The organism is Sinorhizobium sp. 6-70 (assembly GCF_030124375.1).
GTDB lineage: Bacteria > Pseudomonadota > Alphaproteobacteria > Rhizobiales > Rhizobiaceae > Sinorhizobium.
The window spans coordinates 154,249-176,025 of the sequence record NZ_JASKLS010000013.1; the positions used below are offsets into that span (position 1 = coordinate 154,249).

16 protein-coding genes are annotated in these 21,777 nt (G+C 62.9%); 5 read left to right on the forward strand and 11 right to left on the reverse strand.

Annotated elements, in window-relative coordinates; genetic code table 11:
- The first annotated feature begins 14 nt into the window (after positions 1 to 14).
- The 3 genes from nuoE (at position 15) to nuoG (ending at position 4,452) form a co-directional block, all read left to right on the forward strand.
- Positions 15 to 527, forward strand: coding sequence for an NADH-quinone oxidoreductase subunit NuoE (gene nuoE, locus QN222_RS23170; RefSeq protein ID WP_283962094.1), 513 nt, complete (start codon positions 15 to 17; stop codon positions 525 to 527).
- Positions 528 to 531: 4 nt separating this feature from the next.
- On the forward strand, positions 532 to 1,797 hold the full coding sequence (gene nuoF, locus QN222_RS23175; protein ID WP_283962095.1) for an NADH-quinone oxidoreductase subunit NuoF: 1,266 nt from the start codon (positions 532 to 534) through the stop codon (positions 1,795 to 1,797).
- Between the two features lie 78 nt (positions 1,798 to 1,875).
- Complete coding sequence (gene nuoG / locus QN222_RS23180; protein ID WP_284005608.1) at positions 1,876 to 4,452, forward strand: NADH-quinone oxidoreductase subunit NuoG; 2,577 nt, start codon at positions 1,876 to 1,878, stop codon at positions 4,450 to 4,452.
- Between the two features lie 42 nt (positions 4,453 to 4,494).
- On the opposite strand, the gene QN222_RS23185 is transcribed toward nuoG, so the two are convergent.
- From QN222_RS23185 to nuoH, 3 genes are all read right to left on the reverse strand, one after another.
- On the reverse strand, positions 4,495 to 4,935 hold the full coding sequence (locus tag QN222_RS23185; protein ID WP_283962097.1) for a CBS domain-containing protein: 441 nt from the start codon (positions 4,933 to 4,935) through the stop codon (positions 4,495 to 4,497).
- Between the two features lie 146 nt (positions 4,936 to 5,081).
- On the reverse strand, positions 5,082 to 5,648 hold the full coding sequence (locus QN222_RS23190) for an NADH-quinone oxidoreductase subunit I (protein ID WP_283962098.1): 567 nt from the start codon (positions 5,646 to 5,648) through the stop codon (positions 5,082 to 5,084).
- A gap of 53 nt (positions 5,649 to 5,701) precedes the next feature.
- Complete coding sequence (nuoH, locus tag QN222_RS23195) at positions 5,702 to 6,688, reverse strand: NADH-quinone oxidoreductase subunit NuoH (protein WP_283962099.1); 987 nt, start codon at positions 6,686 to 6,688, stop codon at positions 5,702 to 5,704.
- A 336-nt stretch (positions 6,689 to 7,024) separates the two neighbouring features.
- Between nuoH and QN222_RS23200 the strand changes: the two genes are divergently transcribed.
- The gene (locus QN222_RS23200; RefSeq protein ID WP_283962100.1) at positions 7,025 to 7,453 is read left to right on the forward strand and encodes an EF-hand domain-containing protein; all 429 of its coding nucleotides are present in this window, start codon (positions 7,025 to 7,027) and stop codon (positions 7,451 to 7,453) included.
- Between the two features lie 290 nt (positions 7,454 to 7,743).
- Here the strand turns inward: QN222_RS23200 and QN222_RS23205 are convergent, their stop codons facing one another.
- The 3 genes from QN222_RS23205 to katG form a co-directional block, all read right to left on the reverse strand.
- Entirely contained in the window at positions 7,744 to 9,804 is a 2,061-nt protein-coding gene (locus QN222_RS23205) for an ATP-dependent helicase (RefSeq protein WP_283962101.1), read from the reverse strand.
- Positions 9,805 to 10,413: 609 nt separating this feature from the next.
- Entirely contained in the window at positions 10,414 to 10,590 is a 177-nt protein-coding gene (locus tag QN222_RS23215; RefSeq protein WP_283962103.1) for a hypothetical protein, read from the reverse strand.
- A gap of 352 nt (positions 10,591 to 10,942) precedes the next feature.
- Entirely contained in the window at positions 10,943 to 13,123 is a 2,181-nt protein-coding gene (gene katG / locus QN222_RS23220; protein ID WP_283962104.1) for a catalase/peroxidase HPI, read from the reverse strand.
- A gap of 283 nt (positions 13,124 to 13,406) precedes the next feature.
- Here katG and QN222_RS23225 point away from each other — a divergent pair, with 283 nt between their 5' ends.
- A complete protein-coding gene (locus QN222_RS23225) occupies positions 13,407 to 14,378 on the forward strand; it encodes a hydrogen peroxide-inducible genes activator (protein ID WP_283962105.1) in 972 nt (323 codons plus the stop codon).
- On the opposite strand, the gene QN222_RS23230 is transcribed toward QN222_RS23225, so the two are convergent.
- The 5 genes from QN222_RS23230 to QN222_RS23250 all read right to left on the reverse strand — a co-directional run bounded on the left by QN222_RS23230 (position 14,368) and on the right by QN222_RS23250 (position 21,551).
- Complete coding sequence (locus QN222_RS23230) at positions 14,368 to 16,584, reverse strand: xanthine dehydrogenase family protein molybdopterin-binding subunit (protein ID WP_283962106.1); 2,217 nt, start codon at positions 16,582 to 16,584, stop codon at positions 14,368 to 14,370. The genes QN222_RS23225 and QN222_RS23230 overlap by 11 nt on opposite strands.
- 3 nt (positions 16,585 to 16,587) lie before the next feature.
- Positions 16,588 to 17,046, reverse strand: coding sequence for a (2Fe-2S)-binding protein (locus QN222_RS23235; protein ID WP_283962107.1), 459 nt, complete (start codon positions 17,044 to 17,046; stop codon positions 16,588 to 16,590).
- Between the two features lie 227 nt (positions 17,047 to 17,273).
- Complete coding sequence (locus QN222_RS23240; RefSeq protein WP_283962108.1) at positions 17,274 to 18,230, reverse strand: AraC family transcriptional regulator; 957 nt, start codon at positions 18,228 to 18,230, stop codon at positions 17,274 to 17,276.
- A gap of 85 nt (positions 18,231 to 18,315) precedes the next feature.
- Positions 18,316 to 19,686 carry a sigma-54 dependent transcriptional regulator gene (locus QN222_RS23245; protein ID WP_283962109.1) on the reverse strand — a complete coding sequence of 457 codons (1,371 nt, stop codon included), beginning with the start codon at positions 19,684 to 19,686 and terminating at the stop codon, positions 18,316 to 18,318.
- Entirely contained in the window at positions 19,683 to 21,551 is a 1,869-nt protein-coding gene (locus tag QN222_RS23250) for a sensor histidine kinase (protein WP_283962110.1), read from the reverse strand. The genes QN222_RS23245 and QN222_RS23250 overlap by 4 nt, the downstream gene beginning before the upstream one ends.
- Between the last annotated feature and the right edge of the window lie 226 nt (positions 21,552 to 21,777).

A 21,777-nucleotide genomic window follows, 5' to 3' on the forward strand; every position in this document is an offset into this window, starting at 1 on the left:
GAGATTTGGACGCGATGAGCATGCGCGAAAAAATCGAACAGGCGGCGGCGGCGTATCCGGACCAGCGCTCGGCGATCATGCCGGCGCTTGTGATCGCACAGAAGGAGCACGGCCATCTGCCCGGTCCCGTGCTGGAGGAGGTTGCCGACATCCTCGGCGTCGAGCGGATCTGGGTCTATGAGCTCGCGACCTTCTACACGCTCTTCCACACCGAGCCGGTGGGTATGTTCCATCTGCAACTCTGTGACAATGTCTCCTGCATGCTGTGCGGATCGGAGAACCTCCTGAAGCATATGGAGGGGGCGCTCGGCATCAGAAAGGGCGACACCACGGCGGACGGGCTCTTCACCCTTTCGACCGTCGAATGCCTCGGCGCCTGCGAGATGGCCCCGGTGATGCAGGTCGGCGACGATTACCACGGCAATCTCGATGTCGCGCGGCTGGACGCCCTTTTGGAAAGCCTTCGCGCTGGGGCGGGGCGTGTCGCGGGCGATGAGCATGCGTCTCAGCCATTGCCGGGAGAGTAGCGCCATGTTCGAGCCGGTTCTTCTCAAGAATATCGAGGCCTCGAACGGCCATCTGCTTTCGACCTACGAGGCCGGCGGCGGCTACCAGGCGCTCAGGAAGGTGCTCAGCGAAAACACGCCTGACGAGGTCGTCGAGCTCGTCAAACAATCCAACCTGCGCGGTCGCGGCGGTGCCGGATTCCCGACGGGGATGAAGTGGAGCTTCGTGCCGAAAGGGGCCGACAAGCCGAAATATCTCTGCTGCAACGCCGACGAGGGCGAGCCCGGCACCTTCAAGGACCGGATCATCATGGAACGCGACCCCCACCAACTCATCGAAGGGCTCGCGGTGAGCGGCTACGCGATCGGGGCGGAAACTGCCTATGTCTACATCCGCGGGGAATATGTGGCGGCGATCCGTCGCCTGGAGCAGGCGATCGCCGAGGCTCACGAAAAGGGATATCTCGGAAGGAGCATTCTCGGCACGGATTTCAACTTCACTGTCCATATCCACTGTGGCGCCGGCGCCTATATCTGCGGCGAGGAGACCGCGATGCTCGAGTCACTCGAAGGCAAGCGGGCGCAGCCGCGATTGAAGCCGCCGTTTCCGGCCGTGGCCGGGCTCTATGCCAGCCCTACGGTGATCAACAATGTCGAGACGCTCGCCTGCGTGCCGCATATCGTGACGCGCGGGGCTGCCTGGTTTCGCGGCATCGGTCCGGACAAGAGCCCCGGCCCGAAGCTCTACTGCGTGAGCGGGCAGGTGAAGAAACCCGGTCTTTACGAGTTGCCGATGGGCATACCGCTCAAGGAACTGGTCGAGGAGCACGCCGGCGGACCGCTGCCGGGACGCAAGATCAAGGCGGTGATCCCGGGCGGCGTTTCGGCGCCGGTCATACCGGAGCGCGGGCTGGAGGTGGGGATGGATTTCGATTCGCTCGCCGCCGCCGGTTCGATGCTGGGCTCGGCCGGCGTGATCGTGGTCGACGATTCCACCTGCATGGTCAAGGTCGCGACCCGGATCATCGAATTCTTCCACCATGAGTCCTGCGGCAAGTGTACGCCATGCCGGGAGGGCTTGAACTGGACCGTGAAGGTCCTGCGCCGGATCGAGGCCGGGGAGGGCGTGCCCGGCGACCTGGAGCAGCTAGATATGCTCTGCAAGGGGATTTTCGGCAACACGTTCTGCGCTTTGGGTGACGGCGCCGCGATGGGATTGCGGGCCGCGTTGAAGCATTTCCGCGAGGAATTCGTCGCCCATATCGAGGAGGGGAGGTGCCCGTTCCACTAATGCATGTCGCCCAAAAGCGTTCTGCAGTTTGGGACAACGACATGCATGAAAGCAAGACGGACAGGGCTGTGAGGAAATATGGTCAGTATCACAATCGACGGACAAACGCTGGAAGTTGAGGCTGGCTCCACGGTGCTCAGTGCGGCCGAGCGTTTGGGCATCGACATCCCGACTTTCTGCTACTGGAAGCGGCTGCCGGCGCTTGCCTCGTGCCGCATGTGCCTGGTGGAGATCGAGGGGCTCAGGCGGTTGCAACCGTCCTGCGCGACCGTGGTCACCGACGGCATGGTGATCAGGACGGACACGCCCCTAATCGAGGAGACGCGTTCGTCCATGCTCGACATGCTGCTCGCCAACCATCCGCTCGACTGCCCGATCTGCGACAAGGGCGGAGAGTGCGAGCTGCAGGACATGGTGATGGCCTACGGTCCGCGCAAAAGCGAGTTCCGCGACCCCAAGCGGGTGTTCCATTCGAAGGACATCCGTCTGAGCCCGGTCATCATCATGAACGTCAACCGCTGCATTCAGTGCCAACGCTGCGTCAGGATGTGCGAAGAGGTCGTCGGTGCGGTTGCTTTGGGCACGGTCGAAAAGGGGATGGATACCGCCGTCACCGGTTTCGAGGGCAGTCTTGCGAGCTGCGACCAGTGCGGCAACTGCGTCGAGGTCTGCCCCGTCGGCGCGCTGATGAGCTTCCCCTATCGCTACAAGGCGCGGCCTTGGGATCTCAACGAGACCGACACTATCTGCCCGCATTGCGGCACCGGCTGTCAACTGACCGTCGGCGCGCGCAAGGGGGAGTTCATGCGCGTCCGCTCGGACTGGGAGCACGGGGTCAACCGCGAAACGCTCTGCGTGCGCGGGCGCTTTGGCCTCGACTTCATCGAGAGCCGGGACCGGATCAAGCGACCGATGATCCGTCGTGACGGCGCGCTCACTCCGGTTTCCTGGGCGGAGGCTGGGGACTACTTGCGCCGGCGCCTCTCGGCGGTCGAGGGCAAGGCCGCAGGCGGGCTTGCCTCTGCACGCCTGCCCAACGAGGTGCTCTATCAGTTCCAGAAGCTGATGCGGACGGTGTTCCGCACCAACAATATCGACTGCTCGTCGCGCTGGTCTACGCCTTTCGATGTGCTCGGTCCGCTGGTGGCGGGTTTCTATAGCCGTGCTCCGTTGCAAGAGGTGATCGGTGGCGATTGTGTGCTCGTGATCGGCGGCAACGTGACGGAGGAAAACCCGGTCACCGAATACCTGCTGAGGGATGCCGTGCGACGTCGGCAGACCGGATTGCTGATGCTCTCGGCGCGGCCGTCCCGCCTGGACGCCGATGCCCGTGCGGTGGTTCGCGTGCCACCGGGCGGGGAGGCGGCGAGCCTTGCGGCGGTCGTGTCCGCACTCGTGACGGCGGACGGCCAGGCCTTGCCGGGCGACGTTTCTGCCAATGTCGGCGCGACAAGGCCAGCGGTGAGCAGCGGCGCGCAGGAACGTCTGGTCTCCGCACTCGAGGAGAGCCGTCGTGTCGCCGTACTTGTCAGCATCGAGCTCCTGAGATCACCCGAAGCGCGCGCGACGCTGCAGCAGCTCAACAACCTGCTCAAGATTCTCCATCTGCTCGGCAAGCGCCCTGCGATACAGTTCCTCTTCGACCGTGCCAACCAGATGGGCGCCTGGGACATGGGCGTTCTGCCGGCGGCGCTGCCGGGGCTTCGCGCGGTCTCCGACGATGCAGCACGCACAGCGCTCGGACGGGCCTGGGGCACCGCGATTCCGTCCCAACCGGGCGCCGATCTCGACGCCATGCTGGAGCTCTCAATCGACGGGCGGATGGGTGCGCTCTACGTCGCCGGAACCGACCCCCTGATCGCCTATCCCGACCGGGATTTTGTGACGCGTGCGCTTAGCGCCGCCGATCTTTTGATCGTGCAGGATACCTTCCTCACGGAGACGGCAGGCTTGGCGGAGGTCGTCCTGCCCGCGGCGGGGTTCGGTGAGGAAGCCGGTACGTTCACCAACAACGAGGGCCGGGTCCAGACGGTTCGCAAATTCCGCGAACCAGCCTTCGAGGCGCGGGGTAATCTGGCGATCTTCGACTTCGTCGCGGCGCTCCGCAAAGAACCGCTGCAGCCGTCGACGCAAGAGGGGATTTTCGACGAGATTGCCCGGCTCGTTCCAGCCTATCAGGGACTGACGCAGGACGGGCTCGGCGCCGACGGTGCCTTCACGAGATCGGCCGCGCTACCTGCGGCTGGCAAGTTCTTCCCGGCGCCGCCTGTCCCGAAGGCGACCGACCGGCTCGCGCTGGTGACCGGCAACTCGCTGTTCCACAACGGATATCTTTCCGAGCGCTCGGAGATCCTGAACACCGTTGCAGATGACCCCTATGTCGAAATGAGCGCTGAGGACGCCGCCGAGCTTGGCCTTTCGGATGGCGCCCAGGTGGTAGTGCGATCCGCGCACGGCGAACTGACGGCGAAGCTCAAAGTCAACCGGCGCTTTCCGAGCGGCCTCGTATTTGTTCCCGAGAACTACAGGGCGCTGCGCCTCAACAGCCTGATGCGGCGAAACGAATATCCATGTCCGGTGGAAGTATGCGGGGCCGCACCGGCTGTCGATAGCGCCGCTTCTACCGGCTCCGTTTTTGAGCAAGATCGAATTTGATTGGATCCAGGCCCTGCGCGCCACACCGCCCAGCTGATCTCGTCAGTGATAGCGGTTCCCGCAAATGTAATCCTGCAGGTCCTGCTCCGTGCGCAACGCTTCGTCGAGCCTGTGCTTGACCACGTCGCCGATGCTGACCACGCCGACAACGCTGTCGCCTTCGAGCACCAGCACATGGCGCGTACGCCGCTGGGTCATCATCGCCATCACGTAAGGCAGCAAATCCTGTGTCGAACAGGTCGCGACACTGCGGTTCATGATGTCGACAGCCCGCATCATCGCCGCGTCGGCCCCGTATTCAGCCAGTGCGTTGCAGCAATCGCGTTCCGAAAGCGTACCCAAGTATTCCCCCGGCGCGCGGCTGACGACCACGAAGCCGATATTGCTTTCGCGAAACAGCCGGAGCACTTCCACCATCGTGTGGGCGGGCGTGACCGCAATGACCCCGACGCCCTTGTTCTTCACGATTTCGCCGACAAACATCTGAGCCTCCTGCCCTGCAGCGCCGTGCGTCCTTTCAAAGGCACAAGGGTCGCGTAGCACTTTGAATTGCCGCACGATTTTACCCTCAAATCGCCTGCAATTTAAGCGGTCATGCGCCCGCCCCGGGATCGACAACTGACGCGCGTTCAAGTTCGGCGGATATTCCGCCACCAGTTGTAGCCCTGCGGCTCGCTCGCCTCCACCAGAACGTCTTTTTTTGTGTTCAGCCGGGCGGCAACCACGCCGCCGCCGGTCGCCGCCTTGCCGGGCTTCGCGAGCAGGTCGTCGCGCCCGATTACCAGGTCGCGCGAGGAGAAACTCGAGAATTCATATTGTTGGCCAAGCGCGATTGCATCGGCTGGGCAGGCGTCCTCGCACAGCCCGCAGAACAGGCACCGGGCCGTGTCGATCTCGAATTTGGCCGGGCGCCGGTTGCCCTTCTCGTCCTCGTAGGGAACGACTTCGATGCAGTCGCAGGGACAGATCCGCGCACAGAGTTCGCAGGCCACGCACTTGATCTCGCCCTCATCGTCACGTTTGAGGAAGTGATGTCCCCGATAGCGCGAATAGGGCAGCCATTTCTCCTTGTCCGGGTACTGCATGGTCACGGTTCTGGAGAACATGTAGCCGAAGGTCAGCGCCAGGGCGCTCGACAGATCGGAGAAGAACGCCCAGCCGATCCATGTTCCAGTTCTGTCTCGTGCGCGCGACATCGCCGCCTCGCTGTTGCATCGTCTCCTTGGATGCAGGAAGCCGCTCCCGGCCCCTAGGAGAAAACAATACCCGTTATAATTATGTTCGCCATCGACAGCGGAAGCAAGACCTTCCACCCGATGGCCATCAGCTGGTCATAGCGGTAGCGCGGGAAGGTGAAGCGAAACCACATGAACAAATAGACGAAGAACGCCACCTTGAGCACGAACCAGAGGAGCGGCGGCAAGGGGATCAGCACCCCGTTCCAGCCACCGAAGAACAGGATCACCGAGAGGACCGAGACGAGCAGCATGATGACGTATTCGCTGACCATGAAGAAGGCGAAGCGGATGCCGCTGTATTCGGTGTGGAATCCGGCTCCCAGATCGCCTTCCGCTTCCGCCAGATCGAAGGGGATGCGCTGCGCTTCGGCCAGCCCGGCGACGAAGAACACGAAGAATCCGACCGGTTGGTAAAGGATATTCCAGCCATCGGCCTGGGCCCGGACGATGTCCAAAAGGCTCATGGATTGCGCCAGCATCACCACGCCGATGACAGCGAACCCCATCGGGATCTCGTAGCTGATCATCTGGGCACAGGTCCTGAGGCTGCCGAGCACGGCATATTTGCTGTTTGCGGCCCAGCCGCCGAAGATGACGCCATAAACCTCGAGCCCGATCACCGCGAAGACGAAAAGCAGCGCCACGTTCATGTTGGAAACGTAGAGGGAGATCTCGTTGCCGAGCACCGAGACGCTCTCGCCGAAGGGGATCGCGACGAACACCACAAAGGGCGGGGCGAGCGCCAGGATCGGCGCCAGCTTGAACAGGAAGCGATCGGCTTCGGCCGGGATGTGGTCCTCCTTGGTCAGGAGCTTGATGCCGTCCGCCACCGGTTGCAGCATCCCGTGCCACCCGACGCGCATCGGCCCCATCCGCTGCTGCATGTGCCCGGCGATCTTGCGTTCCAGCCAGGTCAGCGGCAAGGGCAAGAGCAAGAGCATCGCGATCAGCAACGCGACTTTGAAGAGGATCAGGCCAAGGGCGACGATAAGTTCCATGTCCGTGGCTGCTTTTCCAACGGGTTGAAACACGTGGCCGGACTTTTGCGCCGGCTAAGCACTGGCAATCTGGGCGCTGTCTATCTGCACGGTACAACGGCGTCGCCCGAACCACAATGGGATCACAGTTCTGCCGCCGCGGCCTGTCGGTCGGTCCCACGTTACCATCGCCCGAAGCCGACGATGCGATAGGCGACATTTCCCGACAATTTGATCCGGTGCAAGGTCGCGAGGCCGTCGCCGATCTAAGATATAATGACCGCGTCATCAGCCATCGGCGAAGAACGCCGATGGCTTCGAACGGTTCTGACAGCCCCTGACGGGAAGGAGGAGTCCATGATACCGACTGCATTACTGCGTTCGGCTGCTGTTGCCGGTCTCATCGCCCTTGGCCTGAGTGCTGGCGCCAGCGCGCAAACAACCGAGAGCGAAGAGCGTCGGCCCGACGCGCCACCTGAAGCGGAGGCGCAGCCCTCCAGCCCGGAAGGCACGATGAGGGACGGCGACCAGCCTCGCGAGCGGGATATGATGGGCCAGGACATGATGGGCCAGGACATGGGTAGGGGCATGATGGGGCGCATGCCGATGATGCACATGCGCGGGCACATGATGAAGATAATGTTCGCCATCGCCGATGCGGACGGGGACGGCAGCCTCTCTTTCGATGAGGTGACGGCCATCCACAAGCGGATCTTCGACAAGGTGGATGCCAACAAGGACGGGAAGGTTTCTGTCGAAGAGGTTCAGGCGTTCATGCGGCCCTAGATCACGATGATTTTGGGTTGAATCGACCCAAAATCATAAACGTGCTCGATTTCGACAAGCTAGCGCGGGATGCGGCCGGAAACCGGCAACACTTTTCCCTGTCCCGCTCTGGCCGAGGAGCGTTCAGTCTTAGCGTCCCTTGTACAAGGGACGCGGGCCGCCGTCCCTCCGCGATCATTTCATTGTTTCATTGAAACAGTGAAATGATCTAACTCTTTGAAACTACGCAAGTACGGACGGAAAACCGCTACACACTTTTCCTGGAATTGCTTCTCGGTGACCGTCGCCCCTTATCGCCACATGCCGCGCATGCGCTCGGCGACGTCGATCCGGATCTGCAGGGCGTTACGCTCGGCGCTCGTCGGGCCGGCCATGGGCCAGCTTGCCGCCTCGAAAAACTGCAGGAGCGTCGCGGGAATAAACCGCGTTCGGCTCGCATAGACATGGCGGTCGCCCTGGGCATGCTGGCCACCGGTGAAGAAGCGCTGCGGGAGCACCAGCGTCAGGCTGTCCTTGGCACGCGTCATGCCGACATAGAGCAGCCGCCGCTCCTCTTCGAGATCATGGGTCGTTCCGGTTGCGAGGTCGGACGGAATGCAGCCGTCGACCACATTGAGCATGAAGACGGCGCGCCATTCCTGCCCCTTGGCCGAATGAATGGTCGAGAGGATCAGATAGTCCTCGTCGAGCAGCGGCACGCCCGCCTGGTCGCTGGTCGCATCCGGTGGATCGAGGGTCAGTTCCGTCAGAAAACGTTCGCGACTCGGATAGCCGGAAGCGATCTGCTCAAGTTGCAGCAGATCGGCCTTGCGTGTCTCGGCATCCTCGTGGATGCGATCGAGATGCGGCTCGTACCAGGCGCGCACCATGGCGAGTTCTGCGGGCCACCCGGATCTGCGGAGACCCTGCAGCAGTTCCACCAGACGCACCCAGTCGTCTCCGCTTTTGGGCGGGGAAGGGACTTCGCCGAGGGCCATCAGCGGTTCGGGGTCGGCCGCGATCGCGTCCAGGATCTTGCTGGCGGTTTGCGGCCCGATTCCCGGTAGCATCTGGAGCAGTCTGAATCCGGCGACGCGGTCGCGCGGGTTCTGTGCAAAACGCAGTACCGCGAGCATGTCCTTCACATGGGCCGAGTCGAGGAACTTCAGGCCGCCGAACTTCACGAAGGGGATGTTGCGGCGGGTGAGTTCCACCTCGAGAGGACCGCTGTGGTTCGACGTGCGGAAGAGGACGGCTTGCTGCTTCAAGCGCATTCCGGTCTCACGGTTGGCGAGGACCTGCTCGACGATGTAGTTCGCCTGATCGCTCTCATCCTTGACTGTCAGCAGCTTCGGACGCTCCGCCGACTGTCTGTCGGTCCAGAGGTTCTTGGTGAAGCGCTCGCGCGCAAGCTCGATGACGCCATTGGCGGCCGCGAGGATCGTTTGCGTCGAACGGTAGTTCCGATCGAGCGTGATGACGTCGGCGGGCGGGGCGAACTCCTTCGGAAAATCGAGGATGTTGCGAACGGTCGCCGCCCGAAAGGAATAAATGGACTGTGCGTCGTCGCCGACGACCGTGAGGCCACGCCCGCCGGGCTTCAGCGCCATCAGGACGGAAGACTGCAGCTTGTTGGTGTCCTGGTATTCGTCGACAAGCACGTGGTCGAACCGGCCGCCGATGTCGGCGGCAAGTGTCGGGTCGGTCACCATCTGCGCCCAGTAGAGGAGCAGGTCGTCGTAGTCGAGAACGTTCTGCGCCTGCTTGGCTTCGACATATCCGGAAAACAGCGCCTTCAACTGGTTCTCCCAGCCGGAAACCCAAGGATACCAGTTCCGGAGCACGTCGTTCAGCGGCATCTGCGAATTCACCGTCCGCGAATAGATCGCCAGGCAGGTCCCCTTCGTCGGAAACCTGCTTTCGGTCTTCGAGAAACCGAGCTCGTGCCGGATGAGGTTCATCAGGTCGGCGCTGTCCTCGCGGTCGTGGACGGTAAAATCCACATTCAGGCCGATCTGCTCGGCGTAGATCCTCAGCAGGCGCGCTCCGATGCCGTGAAATGTTCCGGCCCAGGCAAGCGCGTCCGTCATCACGCCGGAGCCGGCACCAAGCACCTCAGCACAGATGCGCTCGACACGGCGCGACATTTCAGCCGCGGCCCTGCGCGAAAAGGTCATGAGAAGGATACGGCGGGGATCTGCTCCGTTGACGATCAGGTGAGCGACCCGATGGGCCAGCGTGTTGGTCTTCCCCGACCCCGCTCCGGCGATAATCAGCAATGGCCCGCCGACAATGCCGTGGTCCGGTCCGATACCATGCTCGACGGCGCAGCGCTGCCTGTCGTTCAGTTTTTCAAGGTAAGCTGCGCTCATTCGCCCTGCCATGTCCGTTCCGCAATGAGTCCGGCTCTGCACCCACAGTGCCGCGCGCCTTGTCAGACGCGCAAAGGATGTTGCAGCACTTTGAGTTGCTGCATGTTTTTGCTCTTAAGTCGGCTCCGATTTAAGGAAACATGCAGCGGGTGCGGTCAAGCTGAAAAACGACAGGAATGGCAAAAGACCCCAGCAAATGAACATTTCTGGAGCGCCGCGGCTCTTTAAGACGCATAAGCGTCGCTGCGCGCCCGGAATTGCTGCGAACACGGGCTCCCCTCCCCACATTGGCGGGGAACAATGATGCGAGCACACGTTGCAGTTCCCGACGTCAATCGCGCGGAAGCCTGCCGAGTAACAGCTCATTTCCCTCGGCGTTTCCGCATCGACGGCATTTCAGCATGCCTGCGATGGCTATCAAGGATGTGCCGCCACCGCGCGTTCTGGCAATCCGACGACGATCAACCGGCGCCTGATGCCGACACTTCCCGCACCTGGCAGCGAGCACATACCACTCGGGCAGCGTCTCCAGGGTCAAAGCGGATTCCGCGGTATCTCCGCGCGGTGCCAGGTCGATCCCCCGTCGATGCCTCATCGTCATTCATGCGCTTAGCTGTCCAGATTGAGCGAAAGCTGCGTGCCGCCACGCTTCAGCGCGGGCAGGGGCGGAGTCAGTTGAATCCGCCCGAAGATCAGTCTTCGCCGTTCCTCTTCGCGCTCTCGCCTGACGCGAGAGGCATCGACGACGGCCATGGCGCGGTTCATGACTTCTTCGGCGTGGGTCATGGTAAGCTCTCCGAATGTTCACGTTATGTTCTCATTCGGGCACCAAGTTGTCAAGCTCCGCATAGAAGTCTCGTGTGAGTGTGGTGAAACGGCCAGCTGAATGTCCATTCATTGGAGCTGTGGTTTCAAACCCTCAGCGTGGGGTCGATGGCCGCCGGAGCGCCCCATGAATCGTGGTCCCGGCGGATCGCCGGGACCTTTTTTGTTTGTGTGCCGCCCCGCTACAGGGGACGGCGGATTCGGCCACTGCATGTTTCCTTAAATCCTATCCGATTTAAGGACAAAAACATGCAGCACTTCAAAGTGCTACAGCGTCCTTTGCGCGTCTGATAAGACGCGCGGCGCTGTAGTATCAGACGAGGTCGAACCGATCGGCGTTCATCACCTTGTTCCAGGCCGCCACGAAGTCGCGCACGAACTTCTTCTGCGAATCCTGCTGTGCGTAGACTTCCGCGACCGCACGAAGCACGGAGTTCGAACCGAAGACGAGGTCGACGCGGGTGCCGGTCCACTTCACTTCGCCGCTCTTGCGGTCACGCCCCTCGTACACGTCCTGGGCTTCCGTGGACGCCTTCCAGACCGTGCCCATGTCGAGCAGGTTCACGAAGAAGTCGTTGGTGAGTGCCCCTGGGCGCTTGGTAAAGACGCCATGCTGGGACTGTCCGGCATTTGCGTTCAGGGCGCGCAAGCCGCCGACGAGAACCGTCATCTCCGGGGCGGTCAGCGTCAGGAGATGCGCCCTGTCGACCAGCAACTCCTCTGCCGAAACGGCATATTGAGCCTTCTGGTAGTTGCGGAAGCCGTCGGCGATCGGCTCGAGGACGGCAAAGGCTTCCGCATCGGTCTGCTCCTGCGATGCATCCGTGCGGCCAGGCGCGAAGGGAACGTCCACATCGTGCCCGGCAGCCTTTGCTGCCTCCTCGATCGCAGCGGCGCCGCCGAGGACGATCAGGTCGGCGAGCGAGATCTTCTTGCCGCCGGACTGCGCCTGGTTGAAGGCCTTCTGGATGCCTTCGAGAGTTTCCAGCACTCTGGCGAGCTGGGCGGGCTGGTTGACTTCCCAGTCCTTCTGAGGGCTGAGACGGATGCGCGCGCCGTTCGCTCCACCGCGTTTGTCGGTGCCGCGGAAGGTGGCAGCCGACGCCCAGGCCGTCGAGACCAGGTCGGGGACCGAAAGGCCCGAGGCGAGGATCTTGGCCTTGAGGCCGGCAATGTCAGCCGCATCGACCAGCGGATGATCGACGGCCGGAACCGGATCCTGCCAGATCAGCTCCTCCGTTGGGACTTCCGGGCCGAGATAGCGCGAGCGCGGACCCATGTCGCGGTGCGTCAGCTTGAACCACGCCCGGGCAAAGGCATCAGCGAACTGATCCGGATTCTCGTAGAAGCGCCTTGCGATCTTCTCGTAGGCGGGGTCGACCCTGAGCGCAATGTCGGTGGTCAGCATGGATGGCGCATGACGCTTTGACGGATCGTGCGCATCCGGTATGGCATCGGCGCCTGCACCATGCTTCGGTCTCCACTGGTGCGCGCCGGCCGGGCTCTTGGTCAACTCCCAATCATAGCCGAACAGGTTCCAGAAGAAGTTGTTGCTCCACTTCGTCGGCGTCGATGTCCAGGTGACTTCAAGGCCGCTGGTGATGGTGTCGCCGCCCTTGCCGCTGCCGTAACTGCTCTTCCAGCCGAGGCCCTGCTCTTCGATGCCGGCGCCCTCGGGTTCCGGGCCGACGAGTGCGGCATCACCGGCGCCGTGGGTCTTGCCGAACGTGTGGCCGCCGGCGATGAGAGCGACGGTCTCCTCGTCGTTCATGGCCATACGGGCGAAGGTCTCGCGGATGTCTCGCGCGGCCGCGACCGGATCGGGGTTGCCGTTCGGTCCTTCCGGGTTGACGTAGATCAGACCCATCTGCACGGCGGCAAGGGGATTTTCGAGCTCCCGGTCACCCGTGTAGCGCTTGTCACCGAGCCACTCGGTCTCCATGCCCCAATAGATGTCTTCCTCCGGCTCCCAGACGTCGGCACGGCCGCCGCCAAAGCCGAAGGTCTTGAAGCCCATCGATTCCAGCGCACAGTTTCCGGCGAGGATCATCAGGTCGGCCCAGGAGATGCTGTTGCCGTATTTCTGCTTGATCGGCCAGAGCAGCCGGCGCGCCTTGTCGAGGTTGGCATTGTCCGGCCAGCTGTTGAGCGGCGCAAAGCGCTGCGTCCCGGAGGACGCGCCGCCGCGGCCATCGCCGGTGCGGTAGGTGCCCGCGCTATGCCAGGCCATGCGGATGAGAAGCGGGCCATAATGGCCGAAGTCGGCCGGCCACCAGTCCTGGCTGTCCGTCATCAGCGCGTAGAGATCCTGTTTGACGGCATTCAGGTCAAGCTTCTTGAACTCCTCGGCGTAGTTGAACGCCTCGTCCATAGGATCGGTGAGCGACGAATTCTGGTGAAGAATTTTCAGGTTCAACTGGTTGGGCCACCAGTCGCGGTTCGACGTGCCGTGCACGACTGGGCAGCGGCCCGTTTTTTCGGCTTTTGCGTCCATTTTTGTCTCCCATTGTGATTGCGCGAATTTCGCTGGTTCGGTTTCATGGCCCGCGCGAGCGCCCGGCACATGGAATGTCTTTTGCTTGAGGTCCTTCTGGGACAAGGCCCTCTGAAACAAAACAGCCTCGAGTGCCGGCGTTCTGAACGATCAGGACGCCGGCAACCTTCCCGCCGTCGGAATTCGAGGCGGTGGCTGCATCTCCTCTGCAGCTTAATCACTCTAACAAAAGGGTTTCATTAATTTAAGTTGGATTTCCTGATCGCTGCGATAAGATGCGGTTATGATCAATTTCACACTCAAGCAGCTTCGCTATTTCGAGGCATTGGCACGATACGGCCATTTCGGGCGTGCGGCGGATGCCTGCGCAATCTCTCAACCCGCATTGTCTGTGCAGATCAAGGAACTGGAGGAAGCGCTCGGCACGGAGCTGTTTGAAAGAGGCGCGCGCCAGGTGCGGCTCAGCAGCTTTGGGGAAGTGCTTGCCCAGCGCGTGCGCGACATCTTGCGCTCGGTCGATGAACTTGCAGACCTGGCGCGCGCCTCGCAGGACCGACTGGCAGGACGGCTGCGGATCGGCGTCATCCCGACGGTCGCACCCTACCTGCTGCCTCGGATAATAGGCAATCTGACCCGCATGTATGACGGCCTTGATATCAACGTTCGCGAGACGGTGACGTCGAAGCTGGTTCGGGACCTGTTGGAGGGCCGGCTCGACACGGCCATCGTGGCACTGCCGATATCCGAACCCTCGTTGACCGAGGTTGCGCTGTTCGAGGAGAATTTTGTGCTCGTTCGGCCGGAAGACGACGAAGGAAAGCCGGTGCCCAGTCGCGAAAGCTTGCGCGAAATGCGGCTGCTTCTGCTTGAGGAGGGGCATTGCTTTCGCGACCAGGCCCTGTCGTTCTGCAATATGCGCTCGGCGCTGCCGCGGGAATTGCTGGACGGCAGTTCTCTGTCCACGCTGGTCCAGATGGTCAGCGCCGGCATCGGGGTCACTTTGATCCCGGAGATGGCCGTACCGGTGGAAACGCGCTCGGCGTCCGTGTCTGTCGCCCGCTTCGAGAGCCCCCAGCCTTCGCGCACGATCGGCATGATCTGGCGCAAGACGAGCCCCTTGGCCAAGCAGCTCCGGCAGATTTCAGAAGTCGTTCGCCGATGCGCGGATAAGAGGCCGGCGAGCAGCGAAATTTCTTCGCCGAGAGACCAAATGCCCGGCCGGAGCAGCGGCCGGGCATCGGAGACTATGCGTTGAGCGATTTTGAGAACGGCATGACGCGGATCCGCTTGCCGAGCGCCTTGTAGGCGGCATTGGCAACGGCGGGGCCGATCGGCGGAACCCCAGGTTCGCCGATGCCGGAGGGCGGATTGGCCGAGGGCACGATGTGGACTTCGACCTTCGGCATGGCGTCGATCCTGAGCGGCGTATAGACGTCGAAATTGCCCTGATCGACCTTGCCATCCGTCAGCGTGATTTCCTCGCCCAGAATGGCGCCGAGCCCGAAGCCGATGCCGCCCTCGACCTGCGCGCGGACCTGATCCGGGTTGATCGCCAGACCGCAATCAACGGCGGCGACCACGCGTTCGACCCCGATGCCGCCATTCCCATCCGTCGATACCTCGGCGATCTGTGCCACCACAGAGCCGAAGCTTTCTGCGAGGGCGACACCGCGGAAACGACCTTCGGGCAACGGCTTCTGCCATTCCGCCTTTTCCGCCGCCAGCTTGAGCACGGTTGCGTGGCGCGACTCTGGCTCGAGCAAGGACAGACGGAATTCCACCGGATCACGTCCCGCCGCTTCAGCTATCTCGTCGAGGAAGGTTTCGGCGGCAAAGGCGGTATGCGTCGAGCCGACCGAACGCCACCAGAGAACGGGAACACCGACGTCGGTGGTCGTGAGGCCGACTGTCTGGTTCGGGATGCCATAGGGGAGGTTGCTTGCCCCTTCCACCGAAGTCGGGTCCACGCCGTTCTTGACCATTCCCTCGAACGCCGTCTTCGCCATGATGGACTGGCCGACAATGTGGTTGTCCCAGGCGACGAGCTTTCCGTCCGCGTCGATGCCCGCCTTGAGCGTGTGCACATAAGCGGGGCGATAGCGGCCCGCTCGCATGTCGTCCTCGCGCGTCCACTGCACCTTTACCGGGGCACGGAAGCCGATCGCCTTCGCCGCATGCACGGCCTCGACGACGACATCGCCGTCGAAGACGGCCCGCCGGCCGAAGCTGCCGCCCGACTTCATGACGTTCAGGCGGACCTTGTCGGGGGCGATTCCGGCAATCTCGCCGGCAAGCTTCTGGTAGACGTCCGGGAACTGGTGCCCGCCCCAGACCTCGAGCGTGCCGTCCTCATTCATGCGCGCGACGGCATTCAGCGGCTCCAGGGCGGCGTGCGCCAGGTACGGGAACTCGAAGCTCGCTTCGATGACCTTCGCAGCCTGCGCAAAGGCGGCGTCGGCGTCGCCGTCCTTGCGGGCAACCGCCACCGGCGTCTCCTTGGCGAGATCGCGGTAGGTGGACATGACCTGCTGCGTGCCGCGCTTTTCCGCCGACGCGTCGTCCCATTCCACCTTGACCGCTTCGCGTCCCTTGATCGCCGCCCACATGTGTTCGCCGATCACCGCGATGCCGCGCGGAGTTTCGGCGACTTCGACCACGCCCTTGACGGCGCGGGCGGCGGAAGCGTCGAAGGACTTCACCTTCGCGCCGAAGAGCGGCGGGTGGATCATCACGGCCGTCAGCATGCCGGGCAGCTTAACGTCGATCGTATATTGCTCCGTCCCGTTCGCCTTGCGGGCGCTGTCGAAGCGCTTCAGGCCGGCATTGCCGATAAGCTTCCAGTCGCCAGGCTGCTTAAGCTTGACGTCGCCGGGCACCGGCATGGCCGCCGCCTTGGCGGCAAAGGCGCCAAAGCCGTTGCTCTTGCCGGAGGGATGGGCAAGAACGCCGTTCTCGATGGTGATTTCCGCCGCATCGACGCCCCACTCGGAGGCTGCTGCAGCGACAAGCATCGCGCGGGCCGCTGCACCTGCCTTGCGATAGCGCTCCCACGAGGACGCCATGGAGGTCGAGCCTCCGGTTGCCTGTATTGCGCCGCCGAAGGCGAGATTGCCGTAGGCCTTGATGTTGCCGGCGGCACCCTTCACGTCGATCGCCGACCAGTCGGCATCGAGTTCTTCCGCCACCAGCGTGGCGATACCGTTATAGGATCCTTGCCCCATCTCGAACTGCGACGAGAGTACGGTCACCTTTCCCTCCCCGTCGATTATCAGATAGGGGGAGAAGGAATGCGCGCCCTCTGCCGACGTCGTTTCGCCTGCCGCCGCCGGCGATGCACGCAGGAGGTGGAAGCCGACGGCGATGCCGGTGCCGGCGGCAAGGGCGCCGATGAGGAACTGCCGCCGCGACGCCTGGACCCGTGCTGCAGGGAGGGTAACCGATTGCATCAATCTCGGGATCATGACTTAGCCCTCCAGGCGCTTTGCGGCTTCATGAATGCCGGCACGGATTCGATGATAGGTGGCGCAACGACAGAGATTGCCCGCCATCGCTGCGTCGATGTCCTCGTCGCTGGGTTTCGGATTGTTGGTCAGGAGATCTGTCGCCGACATGATCTGTCCCGACTGACAGTAGCCGCACTGCGGGACGTCGAGGTCGGCCCAGACGGCCTGGACCGCTTCCGCGACCTTGCCCTTGAGCCCCTCTATGGTGGTTATCTCGGCGCCTTCGATGTCGCCGATGAGCGTCTGACAGGACCGGACCGGCGCGCCGTCGACATAGACCGTGCAGGCACCGCATTGCGCCATGCCGCAACCGAACTTCGTACCTGTCAGGCCCACAAGATCGCGGACTACCCAAAGAAGCGGCATATCCGCCTCGGCTTCGACCGAGTGCTTGACGCCGTTGATCGTCACAATTGCCATGGTGGTCTCCTCGCGTTGGACGCAGCTCTCGGCATTTGGGAGATGCCGTTCATGCGCCGCAGCCATTCGCCAGGCTGCGGCCAAAGCTTAGAAGACCATTCCGCGGCTCGGTAGAGTCGATCCTGTCGGATTATTGCCTATTTCTGTCGACATGACGCAATTGTGATCATGGTGACACCGCTGTGTCGAGCCAAGCGAATCCATTTAAGCATCGCGTCGCGCCACTTCTAATCAATCGAGTCGCGTCTGTTCGCCTCGCTGGAGTTCAGGATTGACCTGATGTCTCTTATCGGCGGATGGCCGAAAGCACGTCGATATTCCCGGCTGAATTGCGTCGGGCTCTCGTAACCGACGCGTGTGGCGGCGGTCGCTGCGTCGAGCGACTGCGAAAGCATCAACTCCCGTGCGTGATGCAGCCGCAGGTGCTTCTGGAACTGCAGCGGGCTCATTGCGGTCATGGCACGGAAATGGTGATGGAGCGTCGATACCCCCATGTTCGCGACTTCCGCCAACTCCTCGATGCGCAACGGCCGGGCATAATTTTCCTTCAGCCATGCCACCGCTTTTGCGACGCGGTTGCTGTTGGTGCCGGTGAGCGCGAAGCGCCGAAGCCGCGCCCCTTGCTCGCCGGTAAGCAGCCGATAGAGGATCTCGTTCTGAACATGATTGGCCAGGAAGGGGATGTCCGCCGGCGAGTTTACCAGCGAAATCAGCCGCAACAGGGCGTCGAACAGTTCCGGTGTCGCGGCGCCGACGACGACGCCGAGGTCGCGCTCGGGCATGTCCGTCGGCTGGATGTCGTAATCGGTGATGATCCGGCGGAGTTTCTCGAGATCAAGGCGCAGCGTCGCAGCCACATAGGGTTCACCCTCGCTCGCCTCGCAGATCTGGCCGGTCATGGGCAAGCCGATGGCGGTCACGAAGAAGCAGGACTCGTCGTAGAGGAGCGTTTCGTTGCCGACCTTGACGCGCTTGCTTCCCTTGAGGATCAGCGACAGGCTAGGCTCCGAGACACTGGAAAACGGGCCGGTTGGCCCGGTGACGCGGTAGAGGACGAGCCCCGGGATCGAGTGGCTGTAGCGAACCCCATCCCAAGGCAGTTGCGAGAGCCTGTCGAGAATTTGGGCGCGAAGGGGCGCCGTTTCCTGGCGCAGGTCGCGTTTGTGCATGTTTGCCTCGCTCATTGCCGTCTCTTTCACTGTCCTTTGAGCGCAAAACTTATCACAATATTTTGAACTCGACACGATTAGGCAACCGGCAGCGGGTTTTTCAGTCCCGGCTGTCCGCCGGCGCAGGGCGCTCGACATAGTCGGCCCGGTTGATGCCGTGGCGTTGCAGCTTGTCGTAAAAGGTCTTGCGCGGAATGCCGAGCGCTTCCAGCGTTTCCTTGACGTCGCCCCGATGCGCCGTCAGGGCTTCTTTCAGGATCTCGGCCTCGTAGTGCTCCAGCCGTTCCGGGAGCGAGGCCCCGGCGTTCGCCGCTGGCGGTACCGGCGCGCCGAGGTTTCCCTCTACCCCGAGCGCCACACGTTCGGCGAAATGCGACAGCTCGCGCACATTGCCAGGCCAGGAATGCGACATCAGGTGGTGCTGCACAGCTGCGGAAACCGAGGGAACGTCGCGCTGAAAACGTTCCGCCGCCCGGGTCAGGAAATGCGAGAAGAGCAGCGGGATATCCTCGCGCCGCTCGCGCAGCGGCGGGATCGAAAGCGTCACGACATTCAGCCGGTAGTAAAGGTCCTCACGAAAGTCGCCGCGTTCCGCCGGATCGCCGAGGTCCACCTTGGCGGCGGCGACGACCCGGATGTCGACCGGGCGCGTCGCGTTGGTGCCGAGCGGCGTGATCTCGCGCGCTTCGAGCACGCGCAGCATCTTGACCTGGGTTGCCGGCGGCATCGCCTCGATCTCGTCCAGGAACAGCGTCCCACCGCTCGCATGCTCGATCCGCCCGATCCGCTTTTTCACCGCCCCGGTGAAGGCGCCCGGCTCGTGGCCGAAGAGCTCGCTCTCGATCACCGTTTCCGGGAGCGCGCCGCAATTGAGCGCGACGAAATTGCCGTTCCTGCGCCGGCTCCATTGGTGCAGGAGAGTCGCGACCACCTCCTTGCCGCTGCCGGTCTCGCCGGCGACCAAGACGTCGACGTCAGTGTCGGCAATGTGCTTCAGCGTCTGCCGCAAGCGCTCCATCACCGGCGTCTGGCCGATCAGCGGCAGGCTGTCGGAGGCGGCTTCCGCGGCGCGTCTGAGCGCACGGTTTTCCATCACCAGACGGCGCTTCTCCTCGGCGCGCCGCGCGCTCTGAACCAGCCGATCGGCGGCAAAGGGCTTGGCGATGAAATCATAGACCCCATCCTGCATGGCCTGCACGGCCATCGGAATGTCGCCATGCCCGGTGACCAGAATGACGGGGAGGTCCGGATCAAGGGCGGCCACCCTCTGGAAGAAGGCGAGCCCGTCGAGGCCCGGCATGCGGATGTCGCTGATGACGACACCGCCGAATTCCGGGCTGAGGACGTCGAGCGCTTCGATCGCGCTGGCGAAGGGCGAGACGGTGAAGCCGGCAAGTTCAAGGGTCTGCTGCATCGCCTTGCGCAGGTCGCGGTCGTCGTCGATCAGGAAAACGGAAGCGGCGTCGCTCATTGCGCTCGAGCCTTTTTCAAATGGACTGTGAATGTGGTTCCGGAGGCGCTCGTCTCGACCGCGATGTCGCCGCCATAGTCGGCGACGATCTCCTTGGAGATCGCCAACCCGAGGCCGAGCCCGTCTTCCTTCGACGTGTTGAAGGGCGTGAAAAGCTCGTCGCGAACATCCTCGGGGATGCCCGGGCCATTGTCGGCAACCGTCAACTCGATACCGCGCTCGGTTTCCGCGCAACGCACCCGGATCTCGCCGTTCTCGGCGTCGCCGAGCGCTTCCAGCGCATTCTGGAGAAGATTGATCAGAACCTGTTCCAGGCGAATGCGATTGCCCATGACTTGCAGGCCGTTCGGAGGAAGAGAGATCCTGATCGTATCCATGCGGCCGGCAAAGCGGCTGCGAAGCAGAAGCATCGCGCCTTCGATGACGTCCCGCATCTCGGTCGGCTCGGCGACGAAGTTTCCCTTGCGGGCAAACCGGCGCAACTCGTCGGTGATTGTCCCGACGCGTTCGGTAAGCTCGGCGATGCTGGTCAGGTTTTCCGCCGCGGTCGCGCTTTGGCCGCGGTCGAGGAAGATGCGGGCATTGTCCGCATAGGCTCGGATCGTGGCGACTGGCTGGTTGATTTCGTGCGCGACGCCGGCGGCGACTTGCCCGAGGATCGCCAGTCGGTTGGCCTGCACGAGGTCCTGCTGAACGGCCTGCAGCTTTTCGGTCGTCTGCCGATGGTCGGCGATTTCCGTCTCGAGGCGATCGCGAGCCATGGTGAGATCGCGCGTCCGCTCCTCGACGCGCGTCTCGAGCTCGTTGCGGGCTGCGCGTTCGGCCGCCGAACGAAAGGCGACCATCTGGCGCCGGCGCATGAGCAAGGCCGCAAGCGCGAGGATCGGCACGAGGATCGCGAGCATCTGCAGCCTCGTTTCGCGTGCGCCTGACGACAGCGCCGCGGTAAGCGGCGACAATTGCTCCAGCCGCCAGTTCGCCGATGGCACCAGCGTTTCGACACGCAGGAACGTCTCGGCGTGGCTGCCCGGGAGCAGGGCATTGAGGATGGAAGAACCATCGGCCTCTGCTTCGATCTGGGTGAAGGGCAGCGGCAGCAGGGGCGCATCGCCGAATTGCAGGCTTTCACGGATCGACGCCAGACGCTCCTCGGGAATTTGCTTCGTGGTCATGAAGCGCCAGGAGGGGATGCTGGTGATGATGACGATGCCCCGTCGGTCGGTGACATAAACGGCCTTGCCTGTGTTCGCCCAATCGGCTTCGACGCCATCGAACTCGAGCTTGGCGACGATCACTCCGATCGGCCCGGCCGGCCCGTCGATCCGCCGCGAAATGTAGAGGCCCGGCCGCTTGCTGACAGTGCCCATGGCGAAATGCTCCGCCTGGCCATCACGGATCGCCAGCCGGAAATAGTCGCGAAAACCATAATTACTGCCGACGAAACTGGTCGGCTCCCGCCAGTTGCTCGCAGCGATGGCGACGCCGTCCAGCCCGATCAGATAGACGACCGCCGCGCCGGCGCTTGCGGCAAGCGCCTCAAGCTTGCGGTTGATCTGGTCGAGCGCAGGTGCGTTCGGCGCGAGGAGCGACTGGCGGATCGCCGTGTCGTCGGCGAGCACCAGCGGCAGCGCGCGTTGCTTTTCGACGACGGCGCGCAACAGCGACGCCTTGAGGCTGGCGTCGATGCGGCTCTGGTCCGTCAATGTGCGGAGCGCATTTGTCCGGCCATATTCACCGGCGGCGAAAAAGCCGGCCGCAAGTAGCGCGACCGCGACGAGCGCGAAGATCGACCACGACCGCCGGGCGCGACGCTGAAGATCGCCGAGATCACTTTTGAGGGGAACGCTCATGGCGATATTGTGCATCTTTTCGCCCAGCGTGCCAATTCATCTGTGCGGATTTCCGCCCAATCGAGCGTGGTTCGTTGAGCGCTAAAAATCAAAGCACTTAAGAATCAATGGGTTGCTCTTGTGTCTCAAATCTGGCACGCCCGTTGCAATTCCCTCTGCATGACAGCCGGGTGCTGTCGGTCTTCGGAAAAGTGGCCTGGGAGGCCCGGCCTGTTGCCGGACTAGGCCCGCGTGGAGGATA

What these genes read in the sequence shown, in the direction of transcription:
- nuoE (WP_283962094.1), top strand. Translation starts at nt 15, where the DNA reads ATGAGCATGCGCGAAAAAATCGAACAGGCGGCGGCGGCGTATCCGGAC.
- nuoF (WP_283962095.1), top strand. Translation starts at nt 532, where the DNA reads ATGTTCGAGCCGGTTCTTCTCAAGAATATCGAGGCCTCGAACGGCCAT.
- nuoG (WP_284005608.1), top strand. Translation starts at nt 1,876, where the DNA reads ATGGTCAGTATCACAATCGACGGACAAACGCTGGAAGTTGAGGCTGGC.
- QN222_RS23185 (WP_283962097.1), bottom strand. Translation starts at nt 4,935, where the DNA reads ATGTTTGTCGGCGAAATCGTGAAGAACAAGGGCGTCGGGGTCATTGCG.
- QN222_RS23190 (WP_283962098.1), bottom strand. Translation starts at nt 5,648, where the DNA reads ATGTCGCGCGCACGAGACAGAACTGGAACATGGATCGGCTGGGCGTTC.
- nuoH (WP_283962099.1), bottom strand. Translation starts at nt 6,688, where the DNA reads ATGGAACTTATCGTCGCCCTTGGCCTGATCCTCTTCAAAGTCGCGTTG.
- QN222_RS23200 (WP_283962100.1), top strand. Translation starts at nt 7,025, where the DNA reads ATGATACCGACTGCATTACTGCGTTCGGCTGCTGTTGCCGGTCTCATC.
- QN222_RS23205 (WP_283962101.1), bottom strand. Translation starts at nt 9,804, where the DNA reads ATGAGCGCAGCTTACCTTGAAAAACTGAACGACAGGCAGCGCTGCGCC.
- QN222_RS23215 (WP_283962103.1), bottom strand. Translation starts at nt 10,590, where the DNA reads ATGACCCACGCCGAAGAAGTCATGAACCGCGCCATGGCCGTCGTCGAT.
- katG (WP_283962104.1), bottom strand. Translation starts at nt 13,123, where the DNA reads ATGGACGCAAAAGCCGAAAAAACGGGCCGCTGCCCAGTCGTGCACGGC.
- QN222_RS23225 (WP_283962105.1), top strand. Translation starts at nt 13,407, where the DNA reads ATGATCAATTTCACACTCAAGCAGCTTCGCTATTTCGAGGCATTGGCA.
- QN222_RS23230 (WP_283962106.1), bottom strand. Translation starts at nt 16,584, where the DNA reads ATGATCCCGAGATTGATGCAATCGGTTACCCTCCCTGCAGCACGGGTC.
- QN222_RS23235 (WP_283962107.1), bottom strand. Translation starts at nt 17,046, where the DNA reads ATGGCAATTGTGACGATCAACGGCGTCAAGCACTCGGTCGAAGCCGAG.
- QN222_RS23240 (WP_283962108.1), bottom strand. Translation starts at nt 18,230, where the DNA reads ATGAGCGAGGCAAACATGCACAAACGCGACCTGCGCCAGGAAACGGCG.
- QN222_RS23245 (WP_283962109.1), bottom strand. Translation starts at nt 19,686, where the DNA reads ATGAGCGACGCCGCTTCCGTTTTCCTGATCGACGACGACCGCGACCTG.
- QN222_RS23250 (WP_283962110.1), bottom strand. Translation starts at nt 21,551, where the DNA reads ATGCACAATATCGCCATGAGCGTTCCCCTCAAAAGTGATCTCGGCGAT.